Here is a 19,429-nt window from a genome sequence, read left to right as displayed (position 1 = left end):
AAGACATTTAAAGGAAAATTTAGAAAGTGAGGTCTGATGAACTGGCAAGATTATTTTTCCAGTGCTCAAAAAAGTCAGCAACCCTCTCTGGAGGATGGTGTTCAGAATATACCGCTTGAGACGGGCTGGCTACAGGTTCCAAAGGCGGATTTGACAGAACGTGAGCTGTTTTTACTGGATTTGTTATCTCAAAACCTCCCGTCAGAAAATCAGGCTAGCGATCCTTGGCTTAATTTTTTGATGGGTAAGGATTCCCAGATTCCTGAAAGTTACCAAAGTTATCAATTTCTTTATTTGGAGCACTCTCAGGCTTTCACAGAGGACTTGCTTAATCTGCTGGATCAGCTTCTTTTAGGACGGGTAGCGACTTTATCACTAGGACAACATCGTACAGCCCTGCTTTTGACCCAGGAACAAGACAACGATGTCACCAGTCTTTTGCAGGAACTCTTGGTGACTATTGAAAGCGACTTTGGTCTGTCGCTCAGCCTTTTTCTGGGTAATAGCTGGACGCGGCTTGATAGTGCGAGTCTGAGGCAACTTTTTCAGGCGGAAAACGCCCTCTTCAGCGACTATCTGCAAGGGCATTCGTCGGAAAAAATGCAGAGCTTTGCCAAAATCTTACTGTGGGCTTTGAGCAATGGGCTGGAAGTCGGAGTGTTTAAAGAGACTCTGAATTATTATTTGACACTGCAAAATGATGTTCCAGATATAGTAGTAGCCTTGTGGGAAAGTCATGGCAATCAGGTGCAGGCTGCCCAAAAACTTTATCTGCACCGCAACAGCCTCCAGTATAAATTGGACAAGTTTCAAACCTTATCCGGGCTCAACCTGAAAAAATTGGACGACTTGGCTCTGTGCTACTGGTTATTGTTAGAAAATTGAGGGTCTAGGTTAGGCTCTTTTTTTCTTATTTGGTAAAAACATTTTCTTAAGACTATTATTTTTTACAAAACAAAAGAACGAAAATTGTATAAATATTTGACATACAGCTTTTAAAACTGTATAATGAAAGCGGAAACAAGTTGGTATAGATGAAATGAAAGGAGGATAAAGACGGAAACGATAATAGTTCTATATTGACTTGGAGACATATTGCTGACTAACCAAGATTTGTTCGAAAAGTTGACTAACTCTTCAACGCTACGGTTTTAGTCTGTAGTTGAAGTTTTCGCCTCGTTTTTCGACCAAGTCACGTTTCAAATTAGTGAGAAGAAAAGAAATGAAAAACTACACAAAAATACTTTCTGTATTTTAGTTCTACTGCTTACGCAAATCATTTTGAGATTAATATTGAACAAAATGGCAATTCTTATGACTTGAAGGCACCTATCAAGGTTCCTAAGCAGAATATTTTGCAAGATACTGATGATTCTCTCATCTATTAAAATTGATGAAATGGCAATACTGACAAGTGATAATGGTGATTCTTATTCAGTAGATGGTATTGTAGATAGCAGGATTATTAAAGAAGAAGCCTCTAGTATGACAGGTATTACTGACTATCAAGTGGACTTATCTAGTGCGACAAAGATGGAAGGGGATGACGAGGGAATGCTAGACGATCTCTATTCATTTTTTTCAAATAAAGTGTATACAGACAGTAATAATACATCAAGTAATGAAATATGGGATTCAACCATAAGTGTTAAACTTAAGATGACTGTACATTGGCGTAAATATGATTCTGGACATATGAATATCACAAAAGTCACTGGAGGGTATACTATATCGGATCGTACGGTATCAGTCACTGATTCAAAGGTTTTTGTTACTCAAGGGCAGTGGTCGGAAGGTCAGACTAGAACTTATCGTCCAGGCACTAAGAGTAGTTGGAGCTATTCAACAGGACTTTCAAAGGTAGCTAACCACGGTTGGACGACCCCTAAGAGTGTAGAATATACGGCTTATCTCAAGCGTAATCAATCAACTTGGTCGGTGGAATTGTATAGCGCCTTATAGCATAGTTTAGCTTTTCAAAAGAATAGGAGGATTATTATGACATATTTTAAAAAGTATTATCCTGAACTCCTTTTTCTAATGAGTTATTGCCTGCCCTTCTATAAAGTGATTTCCATCAATGACGGCGTGAAAAGTGTCTATTTTCTTTATGGTTTTAATCTCATTGCTAGATATTATCCTGCTTTTCTAGTATCGGTGATGTGCTACCTTCTTTTTAAAAAATATAAGAAGCCTTATCTGAAAAAATTAGCTATTATTTCCTATCTATTCTTTATTGCCTTAGGGATTACGGGTGGAGATATATTAAATGTACCGCCGCTACAGTATTATTCTTTATTCACTTATATTGTTTTTAATTATTCTTTAATAGGTTTTCATATCAATTTCTTACTCTATCTGTTGCTATCTTATCGATTGCTCTTTGTAAGGGGAGATGTATAGAATATCATTAGCAGTGATTTATTGTGAAAAAGAGGGACATTTGACCTTTGTAATGCTCCTCTTTTTACTTTGGGGGCATCTTCTTTTGTGCACCTTGCCCAAAAAACTGTTGTAGCTGACCATAGTCCTATGAAAGCGTTTTTGCTATACTTAAATCATCATAAAATAAGGAATAGGAAAGATCTTATGACAACTCTTAAACTCAATAACATCTACAAAAAATATCCAAAAAGCACTCACTACTCTGTTGAAAATTTCAATCTTGACATCAAAGACAAAGAATTTATTGTCTTTGTAGGGCCTTCAGGTTGCGGTAAATCAACAACTCTTCGTATGATTGCTGGTCTTGAGGATATCACTGAAGGTGAATTTTACATTGATGACAAACTCATGAACGATGAAGCGCCAAAAGACCGAGACATCGCCATGGTTTTCCAAAACTACGCCCTCTACCCACACATGACTGTTTACGATAATATGGCTTTCGGTCTTAAACTGCGTAAATATTCTAAGGATGACATTGATAAACGCGTGCGCGAAGCGGCTGAAATTCTTGGTTTGACTGAGTTTTTGACTCGTAAGCCAGCTGACCTTTCTGGTGGTCAACGTCAACGTGTTGCCATGGGACGTGCCATTGTCCGTGATGCCAAAGTATTCTTGATGGACGAACCATTGTCAAACTTGGATGCCAAACTTCGTGTGTCAATGCGTGCTGAAATTGCCAAAATCCACCGCCGTATCGGAGCAACTACTATCTATGTTACCCATGACCAAACAGAAGCGATGACACTTGCTGACCGTATCGTTATCATGAGTTCAACTAAAAACCCAGAAGGTTCAGGAACTATTGGACGTGTTGAACAAATCGGTACGCCACAAGAGCTTTACAACGAACCAGCTAACAAATTTGTAGCAGGATTTATCGGAAGCCCAGCAATGAACTTCTTCACAGTAACATTTGACGGTGGAGTGCTTCGTAGCGAGGATGGTATCGAACTTGCTCTTCCTGAAGGACAAGCTAAGAGATTGGAAGCAGCAGGTTACAAAGGTAAAAAAGTTATCTTTGGTATCCGTCCAGAAGATATTTCAGGAAATCCACTTGTAAAAGATACTTATCCAAATGCAACCGTTAAAGCAGAAGTTATGGTATCAGAACTTCTTGGAAGCGAAACAATGCTTTATGTTAAAGTCGGTTCAGCTGAGTTTGCTTCTCGTGTTGATGCTCGTGATTTCCACAATCCAGGTGAACAAGTCGAGTTGACTTTCAATGTATCTAAAGGACACTTCTTCGACGCGACAACTGAAAAACGTATCAAATAAGACACTCCTAAATCCAACCCGCAGGCAACTGCGGGTTTTTCAGTTTCTCGAAAGAGGTTAGGAAAGTCGATTTCAGGACAATCCTAGATTATATCAGGTCTAGTTGTTTAATATAACATAATACCCATTGTGCTAGTTAATTCTAGCCAAATAAAAAAACTTTGCGTATCATAAACTCAAAACAACCACGAAATGAGGGAATGATATGCAAAGCCAACATTATTATCTCGCAAATCCCAATCAAACACAAGTTATTTTTTCAAAAATCTTGACCCAAGTTCTCGCTTTATATGAGCGATTTGTTCCCTATGAGGTTCGAAATCGGCGAAACATCCACCTACAAAAACAGTCTGATGTCGTTGTTATCGCTAGTTATCTTTGGGCAATTCAAGAGGGCTGCAGGACGGCAAGTGCTATTTACCGTGCCATTCGTCATAATCTCTTCCCTGACAACTTCCCAGAACGCTCACGATTTTGCCGTATCTGTCAAAATCTTGCTCAAAGTATTCAGCGTATGCGCTATTTTATGGTCTTAGATCTTTGTCAAACCTGCTCGTTCGGCTTGATTGACAGCTTTCCTTGTGCCCTATGTTACCCCATTCGCAACATGAGAGCTACATTGTTATCAGAGGTGGCAGATATTGGCTATAATGCGACTAAGAAAATCCATTATTATGGCTTGAAATTTTCAGTTCTTGTCAGCGATAGTGGGTTCCCTATTGATTATGTTGTCACACCCGCATCTATTTATGATGGCGATGTTGCTTTGGAGCTACTTGAAAATAGCCCATTTCCAATCGTTTATGGAGATAAAGGATATGTGGATAGACAGACAAAGGCAGCGTTAGCAGACCGTGGTATCCAGTTAATTTCTCAACTCAGAAAAAACATGGTGGGTTATTCATGGCTAGAAAATTACAAAATAAGTCGATTGAGAAAATCAGTGGAGACTGTATTTTCTAGTTTAGAGCAGTTTGGAATGGAGGCTTTACGTTGCCGAAACATTCAGGCGCTCAAATTTAAGACAGAGGCAATATTACTTATCTATTCTCTTTTGCTTAAAAGCAGTCATACTGAATTTGGTATCAGTTTAAAATATTCCCTTGCTTACGCTTGATTAACTAGCACAATGGGTAACATAATATCACTGGCGCTGTACCCCAATAGTGGGATAGGAGAAAACCACATTTATGAGACCGTTTTTTTGTAATCTAAAGGAGACTGGCTCTTTAATCTCTGTTGACTTCCAGTTTCATTATAAATGTGTTACGGATGTCTAGAGTTAAGCCGTATTTATTTAGCTGGTGATGTTTTTCTGGGAAAATCAAATTTTGATACCTGTCATTGGACAAATAAAAACGTCAATAGATTTTCTTATAACCTAATGTAATTATAGGTATCACAGGCTTATTCTAAGTGACTACTCCAATTCAAGAAATATTGTATAAGCAGGAACTGGGTAATAGTGACATACTTTCTGAAATGCACATCATATTGCGTCACCCAAATTTTAGACAGAAACTTCTCCTTTATGCTATAATAAAGGCTATGACTAATGACTTTTATCATGTGACAGTGCTTTTGCATGAGACGGTAGATATGCTTGATATCAAGCCAGATGGTATCTATGTTGATGCAACTCTTGGAGGAGCGGGGCACTCGTCTTATCTACTTTCAAAACTCAGCGATAAGGGGCACCTTTACTGTTTCGACCAGGATCAGAAAGCTATTGATAATGCCCAGGTTAAGCTCAAAAACTACATTGACCGAGGTATGGTTACTTTTATTAAGGATAATTTTCGATGTCTGAAAAGCAACCTTAATCAGCATGGTGTCACAACCATTGATGGAATTCTTTATGATTTAGGTGTTTCCAGTCCTCAACTTGATGAGCGTGAGCGTGGTTTTTCCTATAAGAAGGATGCTCCGCTTGATATGCGTATGAATCGGGAGGCGAGCTTGACCGCTTATGATGTGGTCAATAGTTACTCATACAACGACTTGGTGCGTATTTTCTTCAAGTATGGTGAGGATAAATTTTCTAAACAAATTGCTCGAAAGATTGAGCAAGCTCGTGCTGTAAAACCGATTGAAACCACCACCGAGTTGGCTGAGTTGATTAAGTCAGCTAAGCCTGCCAAGGAACTAAAGAAAAAAGGCCATCCAGCCAAACAGATTTTTCAAGCCATTCGTATTGAGGTAAATGACGAGCTAGGCGCAGCGGACGAATCCATTCAGCAAGCCATGGACTTGCTTGCGGTTGATGGGCGAATCTCGGTTATCACCTTTCATTCTTTGGAAGATCGCTTGACCAAGCAATTATTCAAAGAGGCTTCCACCGTAGATGTGCCAAAAGGCTTGCCTTTTATTCCAGATGACCTGAAGCCAAAGTTTGAATTGGTGTCGCGTAAGCCTATTTTACCTAGCCAAGAGGAACTGATTGCCAATAATCGGGCTCACTCGGCCAAACTACGTGTGGCTAAAAAAATACATGAATAAGGACAAAACTTATGCCAGAAGATAAGAGACAAGAAGCGCTGAGTCAGATTCTCCAGAGACGAATACGTCAATTCACCAGACTTGAAAAGGCCTTCTATGGCACGGTCATTTTGACAGCCATTGTGATGGCGATTAGCCTCATCTACCTTCAGAGCCGTAATCTTCAACTCCAGCAAACTATTTCAGAGCTCAATGGAGAGCTTAATCTTAAGCAAACAGAGTACAACAACGCCAAACAAGAAGTCAATGAACTGTTGCAACGCGAACGAATTATCAAGGCAGCTGAAGAAGCAGGGCTTGTTCCAAGGTCAGAGAATATTCAAAAGGTTGACTAGCTTATGAAAAAATTGATACAACTCTTTTTGAATTACGTTGTCGGAGACCGAAAAAATCCAGCTACCAATCGAAAACGAGTGGGTCAAAATCTGATGATTTTGAGCGTTTTCGTCTTTTTTGTCTTTTTGATTAACTTTGCTATCATTATCGGCACCGATAGTAAATTTGGTACAGATTTATCAGAAGGTGCGGCGCAAGTTTACCAATTACAGGTTACCCAGCAAGCCAAACGGGGCACGATCTATGACCGGCACGGGAATGTTATTGCAGAGGACTCAACTACCTATTCAGTTTATGCTGTCATGGATACTTCTTATGTGGATGTTTATGGCAATAAACTCTATGTTAAAAAATCTCAGTTTAAAGAAGTAGCTGATATTTTTAACAAACACTTGGGAATGGACAAGGATTATGTCATTGGACAACTAGAGCAAGATAATCTTTCGCAAACAGCTTTTGGTGTACAGGGAAATAATTTGAGCTATAGCACCATGTCAGCCGTAGCTGAAGAAGTTAAAAAAGCAGGAATTAAGGGTGTGGATTTTTATACCAATCCAGGACGCATGTATCCAAACGGAACCTTTGCTTCTCACTTTATCGGGCTTGCTCAGTTGGTTGAGGACGAAAAGACTGGAAGTAAGTCTTTTGCCGGTGTTACAGGCATGGAATCAGCCCTAAACGAAGCATTATCTGGAACGGATGGCATTATCAGTTATCAAAAAGATAAAAATGGTAATGTTCTTCTGGGGTCATCAACACCAGTCAAGGCAGCAATCAATGGAAAAGATGTCTACACGACCCTCTCCCAACCCTTGCAGGTAACTTTAGAGACTCAGATGGATATTTTGGCAGAAAAAGCTAGCGCAAAATACATTAGCGCGACCCTCGTCAATGCTAAGACAGGAGAGATTCTAGCAACCAGCCAACGCCCAACCTTTAATGCCAATACACTGGAAGGATTAGATGAAAAAAATCTAAGAACATGGAATAGCCTTCTCCATCAAGCGAGCTTTGAGCCAGGATCAACTATGAAAGTTTTCACTCTGGCCTCTGCTATTGATAACGGCAGTTTTGACCCCAACCAGACCTACTTCAGCGATAAGTATGAAATTGCAGATGCGGTTATCAAGGACTGGGATGTCAATATGGGGCTTTCTGAAGGGAATTATTTGACGATAGCTCAAGGTTTTGCTCATTCTAGTAATGTTGGGATAGTTTACCTACAACAAAAAATGGGTCAAAAAACTTGGACTGACTACTTATCAAAATTTCGTTTTGGGACTAGAACTCGCTTTGGTATGGCTGGTGAGGAAGTCGGAAGCCTACCTGAAGATAATGAGGTGACCGTAGCCATGTCAGCATTTGGTCAAGGGCTCAACGTGACTCAGATACAAATGCTCCGAGCCTTTACATCTATTTCTAATAATGGTATCATGCTGGAACCTCATGTCATCAGTCAGATCTACGACCCTAATAGTGAGTCAAGTCGTACTGTTTCTACTGAGGTAGTCGGAAATCCTATTTCTGAAAAGGCGGCCAAAGATACCCTTAACTACATGGTGACTGTCGGGACGGACCCCGTTTGGGGAACCTTGTATTCTTCTCTTTTGGGAGGTCCTGCCATCACAGTAAACAATGAGACCGTAGCGGCCAAATCAGGAACCGCTCAGATTGCTGATGAAAAGCATGGTGGCTATTTAACGGGAGAAACTGATCTGATTAACTCAGTTATTGCTATGGTACCGTCAGACGATCCCCAATTCATGATGTATGTGACAGTGCAACAGCCTGAGACCTGGGGAGGTATGGGATTTTGGAGAGACGTTTTCACGCCAGTTCTCGAAGAAGCCATGCTGATGCAAGAAGATTTAACGAAGCCCATCACACCCGTTAGTGACAAAGTGACAACTTACAAGCTTCCTAATTTTGTCGGAGAGCCCTCGGGAGATTCAGCCGACATTCTACGCCGGAACATCGTTCAGCCTATAATTGTCGGAAATGGGGAGACGATTACTAAGATGTCTGCAGAAAAAGGCACTAAATTAACTGAAAATGCTCAACTTCTGCTCCTGACCGACTCAGTCAAAACCGTACCAGACTTGTATGGATGGACCAAGGAAAATATGGATATTTTTGCTGAATGGCAGGGCATAACTGTAACTTATAAAGGCTCAGGAAGCACTGTCGTCAAACAGAGCGTCAAAGCGGGTGAAGATATTTCTAAGATTAATAAACTTACGATTACGTTAGGAGACTAATATGTTATTAAGCATCGTAGCAGGATTCGTTGCCTTCGGGTTGACGGTTCTTGCCATGCCACATTTTATCCGATTTTTCCAAATCAAAAAAATCGGTGGTCAACAAATGCACGAGGATGTCAAACAACATCTAGAGAAAGCAGGAACCCCAACCATGGGAGGAACCGTTTTTCTTGTGGTGGCTGTACTAGTCATTGCCATTTTCTTTGTCATTTCAAACCTGACTGCTGACACAGCAACACCCTGGACTGCTGTTACTGGGATTTTAGCTGTTTTAGCCATCTATGGAACCATCGGTTTCTTAGATGATTTCTTAAAAATCTTCAAACAAATTAACGAAGGTCTGACTTCCAAGCAGAAAATGGCTGCGCAGATTATCGGTGGTCTCTTGTTCTACTTCGTGCACGTTCAAGCTAGTGGCCATGATAGTCTAAATGTCTTTGGTTACCAGCTTCACCTTGGAGTTTTTTACCTAGCCTTTGTTCTGTTTTGGATTGTTGGTTTCTCAAATGCGGTCAATTTGACAGATGGAATCGATGGTCTAGCTTCAATTTCTGTTGTGATTAGTCTCTTAGCCTATGCAGTGATTGCACATATGCAAGGTCAATTAGATATTTTTCTGGTTATTATCACTATGATTGGTGCTCTTCTCGGCTTTTTCACATTCAATAAAAAACCAGCCAAAGTTTTCATGGGTGATGTCGGATCCTTAGCTCTGGGAGCAATGTTGGCAGCTCTGTCTATCGCTCTGCATCAGGAGTGGACTCTGCTAGTTATCGGAATTGTTTACGTTTTTGAGACCAGTTCGGTTATGCTGCAGGTATCTTACTTCAAGTACACCAAGAAAAAATATGGTGAAGGTCGTCGGATTTTCCGCATGACACCATTCCATCATCATTTGGAACTTGGTGGACTTTCTGGAAAAGCTGAGCAGTGGAGCGAGTGGAAGGTTGATGCCTTCTTATGGGCCGTTGGCGCACTTGCTAGCCTGGTCACACTAGCTATTTTATATCTATAAAGTCAAAGTCAGCTGGCAAAAGCTGGCTTTTTTTACTTACAATGCCAGCCTAGCTCTGCTATTTTGCAATTAAAAAATCAAAATAATTATTCTTTACGAATGATATAAGTGAAGCAGTAATGTTGATAATGTTGACAGAAAGCGATAAAAGGTGGATAATGAAAGCACTGAGGAGGAATATCAATGAAAAAGAAAATGTACAAAGTCAAGAAACGCTGGGTTGTTGCTAGCATTGCAACAGCGGCTTTTTTAGCGCCAGCTAGTTTGATTCAAGCCGATGAAACGACGACAGTCAAGCAAGAAACAAGCCTTGCTAGCCCTGTTTCATCAGAAAGCACCAGCACAGAAAGCCCTTCAGCTACTCCAGAAACCAGTCAGGTAAGTACCGAAGCTATCACAGTTAGCCCTGAAGCAGCTCAGTCAGCCCCAACCTCAACTTCAACCGAAAGCACAGAGGTAGAAACAAAAGCAGAAGTTTCAACGGAAGCTCAAACTACTGTCACTTCAGAAGCTAAGGAGTCAGAAACTCCCAAAACTAGCGAAGCTAGCACCGAAAGAGTAGCTCCAAAGGCTTTAAAGGCTCCAAAAGTGGTCGAGACCTCCCCTCTCTCAGCCACTCCAAAAGCGCAAGATATGACAGTGACCTACACAGGAGAGGTTCCCAAAACCAGTGAAGTCCGTGTTGCTGTCTGGTCGCAGATTGGTGGCCAAGATGACCTCAAATGGTACACCCTTCAAAACGGTCAGGCTACCGTTCCCTACAACAATCACTGGGAGTATGGACTCTATCACCTCCATGCCTACCTTCGCGATAAGGCGACAGGCAAGATGACTTTCGCCAAATCAGAAACCATCACCCTAGCGCAACCTGCCCTAAAAACCACAATCACAGCCACCAGTCAAACCAGCTTTGAAGTGACCGTGTCAAATGTTCCGGCCTATTTCCACAAACTCTACATTCCCATCTGGTCAGCCACCAATGGTCAAGATGACCTCAAGTGGTACGAGGGACAAAAGCAGAGCAATGGCACTTACAAGGTCTCTGTAGATATAGATAATCACAAGTCTTCAACAGGCCTCTACCACATCCATTACTACGAAGGAAAACCAAATGGCAAGAAAACCTATGTTGGTCAGGCTAGCTATAATCAGCCTGTTCCCAAAGCGCCAGCCTTGTCTGTCAAGGTCCTCAATGATCGTAGCTTTGAAGTGACTATTACCAATGTCCCAGCCAAATACAGCAAGGTGCTCCTGCCAACTTGGACGTCAAAAAACGGTCAGGATGACCTCAAGTGGTACCAAGCTCAAAAACAAAGCAACGGTAGCTATAAGGTGACCGTATCCTTAGATCATCACAAATTTGAGACAGAGAACTATCAGCTCCACCTTTACGGGGAAGTTGCTGGCAAGAAAACTTTCCTGGCTGGCAGGACGCATAGCCAACCTAAAATGGCTGTGCAGACGACGGTCTCCAAAGTCACAGACGGTCAATTCACCGTCAGCGTCACAAATGTGCCGAGCTACATAGATCAGGTTCGTATTCCGACTTGGACGGACAAGAATGGTCAAGACGACATCAAGTGGTATGTGGCAACCAAACAAGCCGACGGCACATACAGCTTGACGGTCAACATCAAAGACCACAAGTACGAGACAGGCCTCTACCACATTCACGTCTATGGCAATGCTGGACAGGTTAAGTGTTTTTTTTTAAATCATCATTTAGAAGAGATGATAGATGCAATCTTTTTAAGGTATATTGAAAGTAGTAAGCAATTAGAAGTAAAGAAACTTGGTGAGTTGTTTGATACCAAAACAGCTACCTTTAATCCAGCTAAAGCAAGTGAAGAAAAGGTAAACCACTTTAGCTTACCCGCATTTGATGCCAGTCAATACCCATTAGTTGATGAAACGAATAATATTAAAAGCAATAAAAATATTATTAAAGAGTATTCGGTTTTATTTTCAAAGCTAAATCCATCAACAAAGAGGGTATGGGTGCCATTTACAAACCAAGACTTAATTAGTGTTTGTTCGACAGAATTTGTTTCTTTAGCAGGAAAAGATAAAATTGAGCAGGCTATTTTATTCGCCATAATCAATAGTCAAATTTTTCAGGACTACTTTGTAGCTCATGCTACTGGGACGACTAATAGTAGACAACGAACGAAACCAAGTGTAGCTTATGAATTTGAGATCCCATATAATAAAAATCTGCTTTATCAGTTGGGAAGAACACTCTCCCCATTATTAACACAGTTAGAAGATAATTTACATCAAATTCACAAAATTACTCAAATAAGGAATGAACTTCTTCCCAAGCTCTTATCAGGCGAACTTTCTGTTAATCAAGCTACTAAATGATGATTTATCTGTTTATTAAGTTGAATTTTTTTGTCATATGAGTTCAAAATATTCGCTATTTCCCGTTGTTCTTCTATCGGTGGAACTGGAACTAGCATTTTACGAAACTCAGTCTTATTAAATTTGGGTTGGGCACTCCCAGATATAATGGCAGAAATCATATGTTGCCCATACCTACTCTTTAGCCAATGAAAATAAAAATCATCACAATACTTTGTTCTTAGCATTACAGAATTGGGAGCCAAAGCCATTTTCATATTCAAATTAGGAGTCTTAAATACAGTTCCCACATTTGCACCAACATTAGAAATAATAATTTCACCACCAAATAACTGACTTTTCTTTAAAAAATCATACGATGATTTATTTATATAAACAAAGTCACCCGAAAAACTTTTATTAAAATCTACTAGCCGAATTAGAACAGCATAATCAGGCTCTGAAAGATATTGGACATTATTTTTTAAAGATGCAAAACTTCCATTAGCAACATAGTCTGTCACTACTTCAGCAATTTCTTCTATGCTCTTTATCTGCCAATGGCTAGGTATTTCTCCAAAAGGAGCTGTCTTATATCTCAAACCCAATCTCCTCCAATCGTTGTTTGATTTCTTCTTCTAGGACATGAGACTGTTTAAACAGTTCAGACAGTTCTGTGGTTAAGCGTTCCATTTTCTCTTCAAAGGGTTCGCTATCTTCCTCCTTGTCTTCAATTCCAACATAACGTCCTGGTGTTAAGATATAGTCTTGATCAGCAATGGCCTTGGTCTCAACGACAGCACAAAAGCCTTTTTCATTTTTCAATGTCCCTTCTTGAAAATACTCAAATGTCTTAGCAATCTTTTGGATGTCATCGGCCGTAAAATCCCTATGTTTACGATCAACCATGTGACCTAGATTTCTAGCATCGATAAAGACTGTTTTGCCTTTTTGTTTTTTATTTTTAGAAATAAACCAGAGGCAAGCTGGAATCGTCACGCTGTAAAAGAGTTGGGCAGGGAGTGCTACAATACCCTCAACTAAATCATCCTCGATAATTGCTTTTCGGATGTCTCCCTCGCCACTCTGTGTTGATGACAGCGACCCATTTGCCAAAACAAGACCAATTTTCCCATTAGGAGCCAAGTGGTGGATCATGTGTTGTATCCACGCATAGTTGGCATTACTATCAGGAGGTGTGCCGTATTTCCAACGAACGTCATCTGCTAGCTTATCTGCTCCCCACTTCTTCAAATTAAACGGAGGATTTGCCATGATATAGTCCGCCTTGAGTGTCGGGTGTAAATCGTTGGTAAAGGTATCTGCTTGATGAGGTCCAAAATTGGGTTCAATACCGCGAATAGCCATGTTGATTTTTGCCATTTTCCACGTATCAGCATTGGCTTCTTGACCATAAATGGAGAGGTTGTTAATATTGCCGCTATGATTTTCAACAAATGTCTCTGATTGGACAAACATACCACCAGAACCACAGGCTGGGTCATATACACGACCGTTAAAAGGTTTTAAAATCTCAACAATTGTTTTAACAATGCTTGTTGGTGTGTAAAATTCCCCACCATTCTTACCTTCATAGGCAGCGAACTGTTCCAAACAGTATTCATACGTTCGACCGAGCAAGTCTTTTTCATTACCATGATCATACATGTTGATATTTGTAAAAATATCAACAACTTCACCCAGTACACGCTGATCCAAATCAGGCGAGGCATAGACTTTAGGTAGAACACCACTCAGCGATTTGTTTTCACGCTCAATCTCACGCATGGCATCATCAATCGCAAGACCAATTTCAGGGGTGTGTGCTTTTTCCGCAATGTAAGCCCATCTTGATTTTGGTGGGATAAAGAAGATGTTTTCAGAAACGTATTCATCGCGGTCTTCTTCAAATCCTTCATCTTCTTTGAGAAGATAATTATATTTAATTGTAAACGAATCGGAAACGTACTTTAAGAAAATCAAACCAATTATCACTTTTCGATAATCAGCTGCTGAAATATGACCACGTAAAGAATCTGCCGCATCCCAGAGCTCCTTTTCGAAGCCAATATTAGCACTCGTATTTGTATTTGCCATTTTACACTCCCAAATTGTTTTGTTTTCTCTATTATACCATTTTCAAACCCTTATCTCGAACTATTTCTCAAGGGGCCTGGGGATTCTCCCCAGATATAAAAAACGAACATCACCTCAAAAGGGTCACACTGACCTTTGCTGATGTTTGTTTTTTACGATAGTGTGTATACACTATCTGAGCTCGCAAAGACCTTTTAACATTCTAAGGACATAACCGTACTTTATACGGTGCCGCACATTGTCCGTACAAGGATTTTTTATGACGACATAATAAAAAACACTGACCACCATCAGCGTTTTTGCTATCTTATTTTAAAACTATGCTGCCAAAATTACTGGAGTACTATCACTTCTTAGCTACTCGTTGCTTATCTTCCCTGATTTGCTTCTCTACATGTTCAACAAGTTCCTCCATCAGCTGACCTAATTCCATCAAGTCTTGCGGAGAGATTTTCCCAAACTGGGTCGCACTCTTGGCAATAGAATTAATTGTTCTGCCAATAAATAGCAATCTATTCGTCAGAGTCTGATATTCCGGAAAGCTTACTAGCCATGTTTCAAAATCAGGTTTCAACAATTGCTTTCTAGCAAAAATAGAAAAGTTTGAAAAGCCATCTTGCTTCATTCGCTTTAACAATTTTTGATTTTCTTCTTCAGACAAAAAGACTTGTTTAACAACATTTCTAATTCTATTTTTATCCATTAAGCTCCCTTAGATAATAATTTCCGTTTCTTTTTATTGTGGTAACGAGTTAACTCCTTTTCATAATGTGAAACTAACCTTCTGCTATAGTCCATAGCTCTGTAGACTTGACTATCTTGAGACTGCTCTGCAATTTTAGATAATTGCCTTAAATTATTTTGAATACGTCTTAGAGAATAAATCAATTCATCAAACTGAGATTCATCAAATTGAATAAAGAGTGACGTTTCCTTAAAAAGCACCCGACGAGCGTAATTAGAGAATGTTTGTAAGCCTGTATCATTTACTAGTTGATTAAGTACTTCATTCTGCAATTCCGTCACATAAAACTTCTTTAATATAGTTCTAATACGTTCAGACATGACGAACCATCCCTAAATACCTGTCTGCCTGATTAGTATCATATCGTTTCAACTCTCCTACCAGTTCTAAATAATCAATCATTAATGCTTCTGATAAGTTCGGAAAATCATTCTCTGAGGTCTGACAAATGATTTCAATCTGATTGGTGATTTCTCTAATAGAAAAGCTGTAGTCTTCTGACTCCCCTTCATAGTCTCTCTTGAGAGCCTGATAGCGGTCGTACTCCTCTTGTGACTTAAATCCAGCCACTAACATATTTTCTAATTGATAATATACTGTCATCACTAGTTATCCTTCTAATCTTTCCATATATCCATAGCTGCTATGAAATCTTCAGATACTTCCACATTTGAAATTTCTAATGGACGGTAGTCTTTTTCAGACGCTATCACTTGGTCAGCAGTTATAAACCCTCTAGCTTCCCAATTCATTAGTATCCCTTTGACATAACTCATGTTTTGTTTTTTTGGCTCAAGCTCAGCTGTTTTGTGAATAGCTAACTGCAATAAAGAATCACTAACTGTTAATCCTTCTAGTAATACTTTTTCCTGTCGGGTTAATTCTCGATGCCATAGTGTTTCCATTAACCAGATGTCATCAGTCAGTCGTGATGAGATTGGATCATTATCTAATCCTATCTTATCTTGACTTAACTTATCTTTCCCTATCCTATCTTTACTTATCTTATCTTTAATTATATTGCGGTTCCCATCTGGATCCAGACTGGCTCCAACTTGGAGCCTAGTATTTTGAAGATAATTAATCAAGCGTGGACCTAAATTTAAATTCTCCAACAACTGATTATCCTTCAGATAATCTATAAGAAGTTGACGATGACTACTCGGTGTGTAACGATCTGCTTTGATGGTATTCTGCTCAAAGAAATCCTTGATAAAGTAAACCATTTCATTGTTTAACAAGAGTAAATACTGCTTAAGAGTTAATAAATTCAAACTGTCCTCATTAGCGTTGATCATTCGCATAACAGGAAAAGCTTCAACAATACCATCATCATCTGCATTGACTACCAAGTGACAGTAAAGCGCCTGCGCTTCAAGTGGTAGGCGTAAAAATCGTTGTGTCTGTACTACCGTTTTACTCAACATTCGTCTATTAGCCATCCTTTACCTCATCTTTCATATTGCTTCAACTAACGTGTAACCGCACGTTTATCGTACAGAGTCACACCATCAATAACCATTGTAGGCATTCCTTCACGCGTCCACTTTTGAAGGGTTGTCGTTGACACATCAAGCCATCTAGAAAGGGCTGCCATCCGAACCATAGGTTTATATAATTCTTTATCCTCTAGCGCTCTTTCAATAGCTGTAGAAACCATTTCATCATAATGTGCCCTTAATTGTTTTTCCAAAACCTTGGGAAGTTGAACAACTAAAGTCGCTTCTTCAGACATATTATTACCTCGTTTCTATTTCTCAATTAAATAAACTCCGAAATTTGTATATTTTATTATACATTTTAAATTATAAATACTTTTTGTATTCTTGTCAAGTGGCATTATACTTTTTGTATTAAATGTGTTAAAATATCAACTAGGAGGTAACTATGACTAATAATATAGCTAAACTTATCGAAGAAAGTGGCAAAAAAATAAAAAGTATCAGTGAAACACTAGATATATCCTATCCAACATTATCTAGCTATAACCAAGGAATACGAAAGCCAAAAAAAGAAAATGCTCAAAAACTGGCTGACTATTTTGGTGTCTCAGTAGCATACATCCTTGGGATTGATGATGAGAAACACGCTCCATCAAAACTGAAGATAGTCGCTGATAGTTTTAAAATATCCGAAATTACTTCTGTAACGCCTTTTAAGAGTGATATGGAAAAACTTAAGAAAAGTATCGAGCTTGGAGAAATTCATTTGTCTATGCCCTTAAACGAGGTTTTCTCAGATGACTTTAGACGTATTCTTTCTAACTACTTGGTGGATTATGAAGAAACGTTTATCAATGACTTAATTAAGTTTATGAATAACCAAGGCCAAAAATCGGATATTTGGAAAACGTGGATACAAACTGAAGAGTTTCAAATTAGACGAGCAGATCGCGACAGAAAATAGACTAATATTTCTCAATTACATAAGCTCCGAAAACTTAGAAACGGAGAACTGTTATGTCTGTACACAAGTACCAATCTACAAAAGGAATCACCTATTTTGTTAAAGTTTACCTTGGTCTAAACGACTACGGTAAGAAAAAATATTATACTAAACGAGGGTTCAAGACGCGTAAAGCTGCCAAAGCTCATGAAACTGCTGTTAATCATCAGTTGAATAGTGGAACTTTTGTCCATATTACTGCTCAAACAACCTACACTTACCAAGAGCTTTATCAAAGATGGTATGAAGCTTATAAAGATACTGTTGAAGCAACTACTGCAGTCAAAACTGCCGACCTTTATCGCCTACATATTCTTCCTGTTTTTGGAGAAAAGAAAATTTCAAAAATCAGTCCTTTAGACTGTCAAACCTTCATCACTGACAAAGCCAAGACATTCAAAAACATGAAGCAAATCAAATCTTATACTTCTAAAATATTTGAATTTGCCATTAATATGAATTATATTGAACGAAATCCCATGAGCAAGGTTATTATGCCTAAACTCAAAAAAACTGTCAGTGAGAACTATTGGACAGTTAACGAATTGCATCAATTTTTGACAATTATTTTGGAAAATGAACCCTATAAACATTATGCGCTATTCCGATTATTAGCTTATAGCGGATTACGCAAGGGAGAACTATATGCTCTCAAGTGGGAAGATTTTGATTCTGAAAATCAACTATTAACAGTTAGCAAAAGTTTAGGAAGAATAGATGGTCATGCCATTGAAAAAGGAACTAAAAATACATTCTCTGTACGCTCTATATATCTTGATGATGAAACCTGTTCTATCCTCAACAAATGGAAACAGGAAACTAGCAGAGAAAAGTGGCAATTATCAGTACAGCCTCTTTCTCTCGACAAAGAATTTATGTTTACATACTGCAACCGAGATGGTGAGATAGAACCCTTACACGCTGACTATATCAACAATATTCTAAAACGTATTATACGTAAGCATAATCTTAAAAAGATTAGCCCACATGGGTTTAGACACACTCACGCAACCTTGATGATTGAAATGGGAATTGACCCAGTCAATACTGCTAAACGCTTAGGCCATGCAAGCAGCCAGATGACTTTAGACACTTATAGCCATGCTACAAAAGCTGGTGAAAAACAGTCAATTACAAAATTTGCAGAGTATCTTAATAAGGCTAAATGAACTAGATTTATTGCTCAGCCTCATATTGACCAAAAACCAAGTCTCGAAAGATTACCAAAAGGATTACCAAAGTACTTTTTTCATCAAAAAAACACCCAAGAAATAAACTCTTGAGTGTCCATAAACGTTGATTTGTAGCCGTTTCTTAACGTTTAGAGAACTGGCTAGCTTTACGTGCTTTCTTAAGACCTGGTTTGGCTAACCTAGTAACTAAACTAGCTCAAATAGCTTTAATCAAGCCATTTTTGACTACCAAAGACTTACTAGTTCTCAACTAATTTCAAGTAATTTCATCTAAATAGGGCAAATTTATTCTACAAAATAAACCAATACGAGTCAGGTATATCAGTAATTTGCCTAACAAAAAAGAAGTTATGACTTGCTTTTTAGAGTAAAAATGGTACAATGAAATAGAAAAGGGTGTCGCAAAGAACAACACCCAATGTAAAGCCGTTTAAGACGGTGGTTACAATCTTTATTCTATATAAGATAGCTCGTCAGACTGCCCAAAGTACAGACGGCTATTTTTTTGTCGTTTTAACAAGTTCAAGTATCAACTTTACAAGCGAGATAACGAAGTTACCAGCTACAAACATAAGCGTCAATACTTCAAAAGTCGACAAAATGTTGGTCGCTCCTTTCTAATAGGATTTTACTGGTTATGCACATAGGCACCACCTACCTTTCGAAATAGCAACCACCGTCTTTACTTCTTTACGATACTAGTATAGCATTTTGCAATATTATTTCAATCATAACATTAGTAAATTTGCTATTATTGAATTTTAATTGTACA

The 19,429-nt window shown here is 39.0% G+C and carries 20 protein-coding genes and 1 pseudogene; 12 read left to right on the top strand and 9 right to left on the bottom strand.

Annotated features, from left to right (window positions below):
• Window positions 1-36: 36 nt before the first annotated feature.
• The 10 genes from G576_RS0102140 (at window position 37) to G576_RS0102095 (ending at window position 12,198) form a co-directional block, all read left to right on the top strand.
• Complete coding sequence (locus G576_RS0102140; protein ID WP_027973173.1) at window positions 37-885, top strand: helix-turn-helix domain-containing protein; 849 nt, start codon at window positions 37-39, stop codon at window positions 883-885.
• 483 nt (window positions 886-1,368) lie between these two features.
• Window positions 1,369-1,962 carry a hypothetical protein gene (locus tag G576_RS12940; RefSeq protein WP_051177954.1) on the top strand — a complete coding sequence of 198 codons (594 nt, stop codon included), beginning with the start codon at window positions 1,369-1,371 and terminating at the stop codon, window positions 1,960-1,962.
• 36 nt (window positions 1,963-1,998) lie between these two features.
• Entirely contained in the window at window positions 1,999-2,403 is a 405-nt protein-coding gene (locus tag G576_RS0102130; RefSeq protein ID WP_027973172.1) for a hypothetical protein, read from the top strand.
• 186 nt (window positions 2,404-2,589) lie between these two features.
• A complete protein-coding gene (locus tag G576_RS0102125) occupies window positions 2,590-3,723 on the top strand; it encodes an ABC transporter ATP-binding protein (RefSeq protein ID WP_027973171.1) in 1,134 nt (377 codons plus the stop codon).
• Window positions 3,724-3,928: 205 nt separating this feature from the next.
• Window positions 3,929-4,840, top strand: coding sequence for an IS982 family transposase (locus G576_RS13135; protein WP_027973170.1), 912 nt, complete (start codon window positions 3,929-3,931; stop codon window positions 4,838-4,840).
• 431 nt (window positions 4,841-5,271) lie between these two features.
• Complete coding sequence (gene rsmH, locus G576_RS0102115) at window positions 5,272-6,222, top strand: 16S rRNA (cytosine(1402)-N(4))-methyltransferase RsmH (RefSeq protein WP_245563001.1); 951 nt, start codon at window positions 5,272-5,274, stop codon at window positions 6,220-6,222.
• Window positions 6,223-6,233: 11 nt separating this feature from the next.
• Window positions 6,234-6,557 (top strand): cell division protein FtsL, encoded by a 324-nt coding sequence (gene ftsL / locus G576_RS0102110; protein WP_027973168.1) that lies wholly within the window; start codon window positions 6,234-6,236, stop codon window positions 6,555-6,557.
• A 3-nt stretch (window positions 6,558-6,560) separates the two neighbouring features.
• The gene (pbp2x, locus tag G576_RS0102105) at window positions 6,561-8,816 is read left to right on the top strand and encodes a penicillin-binding protein PBP2X (RefSeq protein ID WP_027973167.1); all 2,256 of its coding nucleotides are present in this window, start codon (window positions 6,561-6,563) and stop codon (window positions 8,814-8,816) included.
• A 1-nt stretch (window position 8,817) separates the two neighbouring features.
• Window positions 8,818-9,834, top strand: coding sequence for a phospho-N-acetylmuramoyl-pentapeptide-transferase (gene mraY, locus G576_RS0102100; RefSeq protein WP_027973166.1), 1,017 nt, complete (start codon window positions 8,818-8,820; stop codon window positions 9,832-9,834).
• A gap of 183 nt (window positions 9,835-10,017) precedes the next feature.
• Window positions 10,018-12,198, top strand: coding sequence for a GBS Bsp-like repeat-containing protein (locus G576_RS0102095; RefSeq protein WP_027973165.1), 2,181 nt, complete (start codon window positions 10,018-10,020; stop codon window positions 12,196-12,198).
• Here the strand turns inward: G576_RS0102095 and G576_RS0102090 are convergent.
• The 7 genes from G576_RS0102090 to G576_RS0102060 form a co-directional block, all read right to left on the bottom strand.
• Window positions 12,183-12,779: a restriction endonuclease subunit S gene (locus tag G576_RS0102090; protein ID WP_027973164.1), complete on the bottom strand. Its 597-nt coding sequence runs from the start codon at window positions 12,777-12,779 to the stop codon at window positions 12,183-12,185. The genes G576_RS0102095 and G576_RS0102090 overlap by 16 nt on opposite strands.
• The gene (locus G576_RS0102085; protein WP_027973163.1) at window positions 12,769-14,274 is read right to left on the bottom strand and encodes a type I restriction-modification system subunit M; all 1,506 of its coding nucleotides are present in this window, start codon (window positions 14,272-14,274) and stop codon (window positions 12,769-12,771) included. The genes G576_RS0102090 and G576_RS0102085 overlap by 11 nt, the downstream gene beginning before the upstream one ends.
• 346 nt (window positions 14,275-14,620) lie before the next feature.
• A complete protein-coding gene (locus G576_RS0102080) occupies window positions 14,621-14,977 on the bottom strand; it encodes a hypothetical protein (RefSeq protein ID WP_027973162.1) in 357 nt (118 codons plus the stop codon).
• Window positions 14,977-15,339 (bottom strand): plasmid mobilization protein, encoded by a 363-nt coding sequence (locus G576_RS0102075; RefSeq protein WP_027973161.1) that lies wholly within the window; start codon window positions 15,337-15,339, stop codon window positions 14,977-14,979. The genes G576_RS0102080 and G576_RS0102075 overlap by 1 nt, the downstream gene beginning before the upstream one ends.
• A complete protein-coding gene (locus tag G576_RS0102070) occupies window positions 15,332-15,622 on the bottom strand; it encodes a DUF5962 family protein (RefSeq protein ID WP_027973160.1) in 291 nt (96 codons plus the stop codon). Before G576_RS0102070 ends, G576_RS0102075 begins: the two co-directional genes overlap by 8 nt.
• 14 nt (window positions 15,623-15,636) lie before the next feature.
• On the bottom strand, window positions 15,637-16,461 hold the full coding sequence (locus tag G576_RS13855) for a DnaD domain protein (protein WP_027973159.1): 825 nt from the start codon (window positions 16,459-16,461) through the stop codon (window positions 15,637-15,639).
• Between the two features lie 29 nt (window positions 16,462-16,490).
• Complete coding sequence (locus G576_RS0102060) at window positions 16,491-16,754, bottom strand: hypothetical protein (protein ID WP_027973158.1); 264 nt, start codon at window positions 16,752-16,754, stop codon at window positions 16,491-16,493.
• 152 nt (window positions 16,755-16,906) lie between these two features.
• Between G576_RS0102060 and G576_RS0102055 the strand changes: the two genes are divergently transcribed.
• The gene (locus tag G576_RS0102055) at window positions 16,907-17,425 is read left to right on the top strand and encodes a helix-turn-helix domain-containing protein (RefSeq protein WP_027973157.1); all 519 of its coding nucleotides are present in this window, start codon (window positions 16,907-16,909) and stop codon (window positions 17,423-17,425) included.
• Window positions 17,426-17,478: 53 nt separating this feature from the next.
• Complete coding sequence (locus G576_RS0102050) at window positions 17,479-18,633, top strand: site-specific integrase (protein ID WP_027973156.1); 1,155 nt, start codon at window positions 17,479-17,481, stop codon at window positions 18,631-18,633.
• A gap of 145 nt (window positions 18,634-18,778) precedes the next feature.
• Here the strand turns inward: G576_RS0102050 and rpsI are convergent.
• Window positions 18,779-18,853 (bottom strand): annotated as a pseudogene (gene rpsI / locus G576_RS14120) (30S ribosomal protein S9); the annotation flags it as partial.
• Window positions 18,854-19,154: 301 nt separating this feature from the next.
• On the bottom strand, window positions 19,155-19,229 hold the full coding sequence (locus G576_RS13850) for a hypothetical protein (protein ID WP_245563005.1): 75 nt from the start codon (window positions 19,227-19,229) through the stop codon (window positions 19,155-19,157).
• Window positions 19,230-19,429: the final 200 nt, after the last annotated feature.

It is taken from the genome of Streptococcus porci DSM 23759 (assembly GCF_000423765.1).
In the GTDB taxonomy this organism is placed as follows: Bacteria; Bacillota; Bacilli; order Lactobacillales; family Streptococcaceae; genus Streptococcus; species Streptococcus porci.
This window is presented reverse-complemented; position numbering and strand designations above follow the sequence as displayed.

Excerpts from the sequence above, each read along its gene's own strand:
- G576_RS0102140 (WP_027973173.1), top strand. The coding sequence starts at position 37 with ATGAACTGGCAAGATTATTTTTCCAGTGCTCAAAAAAGTCAGCAACCC.
- G576_RS12940 (WP_051177954.1), top strand. The coding sequence starts at position 1,369 with ATGATTCTCTCATCTATTAAAATTGATGAAATGGCAATACTGACAAGT.
- G576_RS0102130 (WP_027973172.1), top strand. The coding sequence starts at position 1,999 with ATGACATATTTTAAAAAGTATTATCCTGAACTCCTTTTTCTAATGAGT.
- G576_RS0102125 (WP_027973171.1), top strand. The coding sequence starts at position 2,590 with ATGACAACTCTTAAACTCAATAACATCTACAAAAAATATCCAAAAAGC.
- G576_RS13135 (WP_027973170.1), top strand. The coding sequence starts at position 3,929 with ATGCAAAGCCAACATTATTATCTCGCAAATCCCAATCAAACACAAGTT.
- rsmH (WP_245563001.1), top strand. The coding sequence starts at position 5,272 with ATGACTAATGACTTTTATCATGTGACAGTGCTTTTGCATGAGACGGTA.
- ftsL (WP_027973168.1), top strand. The coding sequence starts at position 6,234 with ATGCCAGAAGATAAGAGACAAGAAGCGCTGAGTCAGATTCTCCAGAGA.
- pbp2x (WP_027973167.1), top strand. The coding sequence starts at position 6,561 with ATGAAAAAATTGATACAACTCTTTTTGAATTACGTTGTCGGAGACCGA.
- mraY (WP_027973166.1), top strand. The coding sequence starts at position 8,818 with ATGTTATTAAGCATCGTAGCAGGATTCGTTGCCTTCGGGTTGACGGTT.
- G576_RS0102095 (WP_027973165.1), top strand. The coding sequence starts at position 10,018 with ATGAAAAAGAAAATGTACAAAGTCAAGAAACGCTGGGTTGTTGCTAGC.
- G576_RS0102085 (WP_027973163.1), bottom strand. The coding sequence starts at position 14,274 with ATGGCAAATACAAATACGAGTGCTAATATTGGCTTCGAAAAGGAGCTC.
- G576_RS0102080 (WP_027973162.1), bottom strand. The coding sequence starts at position 14,977 with ATGGATAAAAATAGAATTAGAAATGTTGTTAAACAAGTCTTTTTGTCT.
- G576_RS0102075 (WP_027973161.1), bottom strand. The coding sequence starts at position 15,339 with ATGTCTGAACGTATTAGAACTATATTAAAGAAGTTTTATGTGACGGAA.
- G576_RS0102070 (WP_027973160.1), bottom strand. The coding sequence starts at position 15,622 with ATGACAGTATATTATCAATTAGAAAATATGTTAGTGGCTGGATTTAAG.
- G576_RS13855 (WP_027973159.1), bottom strand. The coding sequence starts at position 16,461 with ATGGCTAATAGACGAATGTTGAGTAAAACGGTAGTACAGACACAACGA.
- G576_RS0102060 (WP_027973158.1), bottom strand. The coding sequence starts at position 16,754 with ATGTCTGAAGAAGCGACTTTAGTTGTTCAACTTCCCAAGGTTTTGGAA.
- G576_RS0102055 (WP_027973157.1), top strand. The coding sequence starts at position 16,907 with ATGACTAATAATATAGCTAAACTTATCGAAGAAAGTGGCAAAAAAATA.
- G576_RS0102050 (WP_027973156.1), top strand. The coding sequence starts at position 17,479 with ATGTCTGTACACAAGTACCAATCTACAAAAGGAATCACCTATTTTGTT.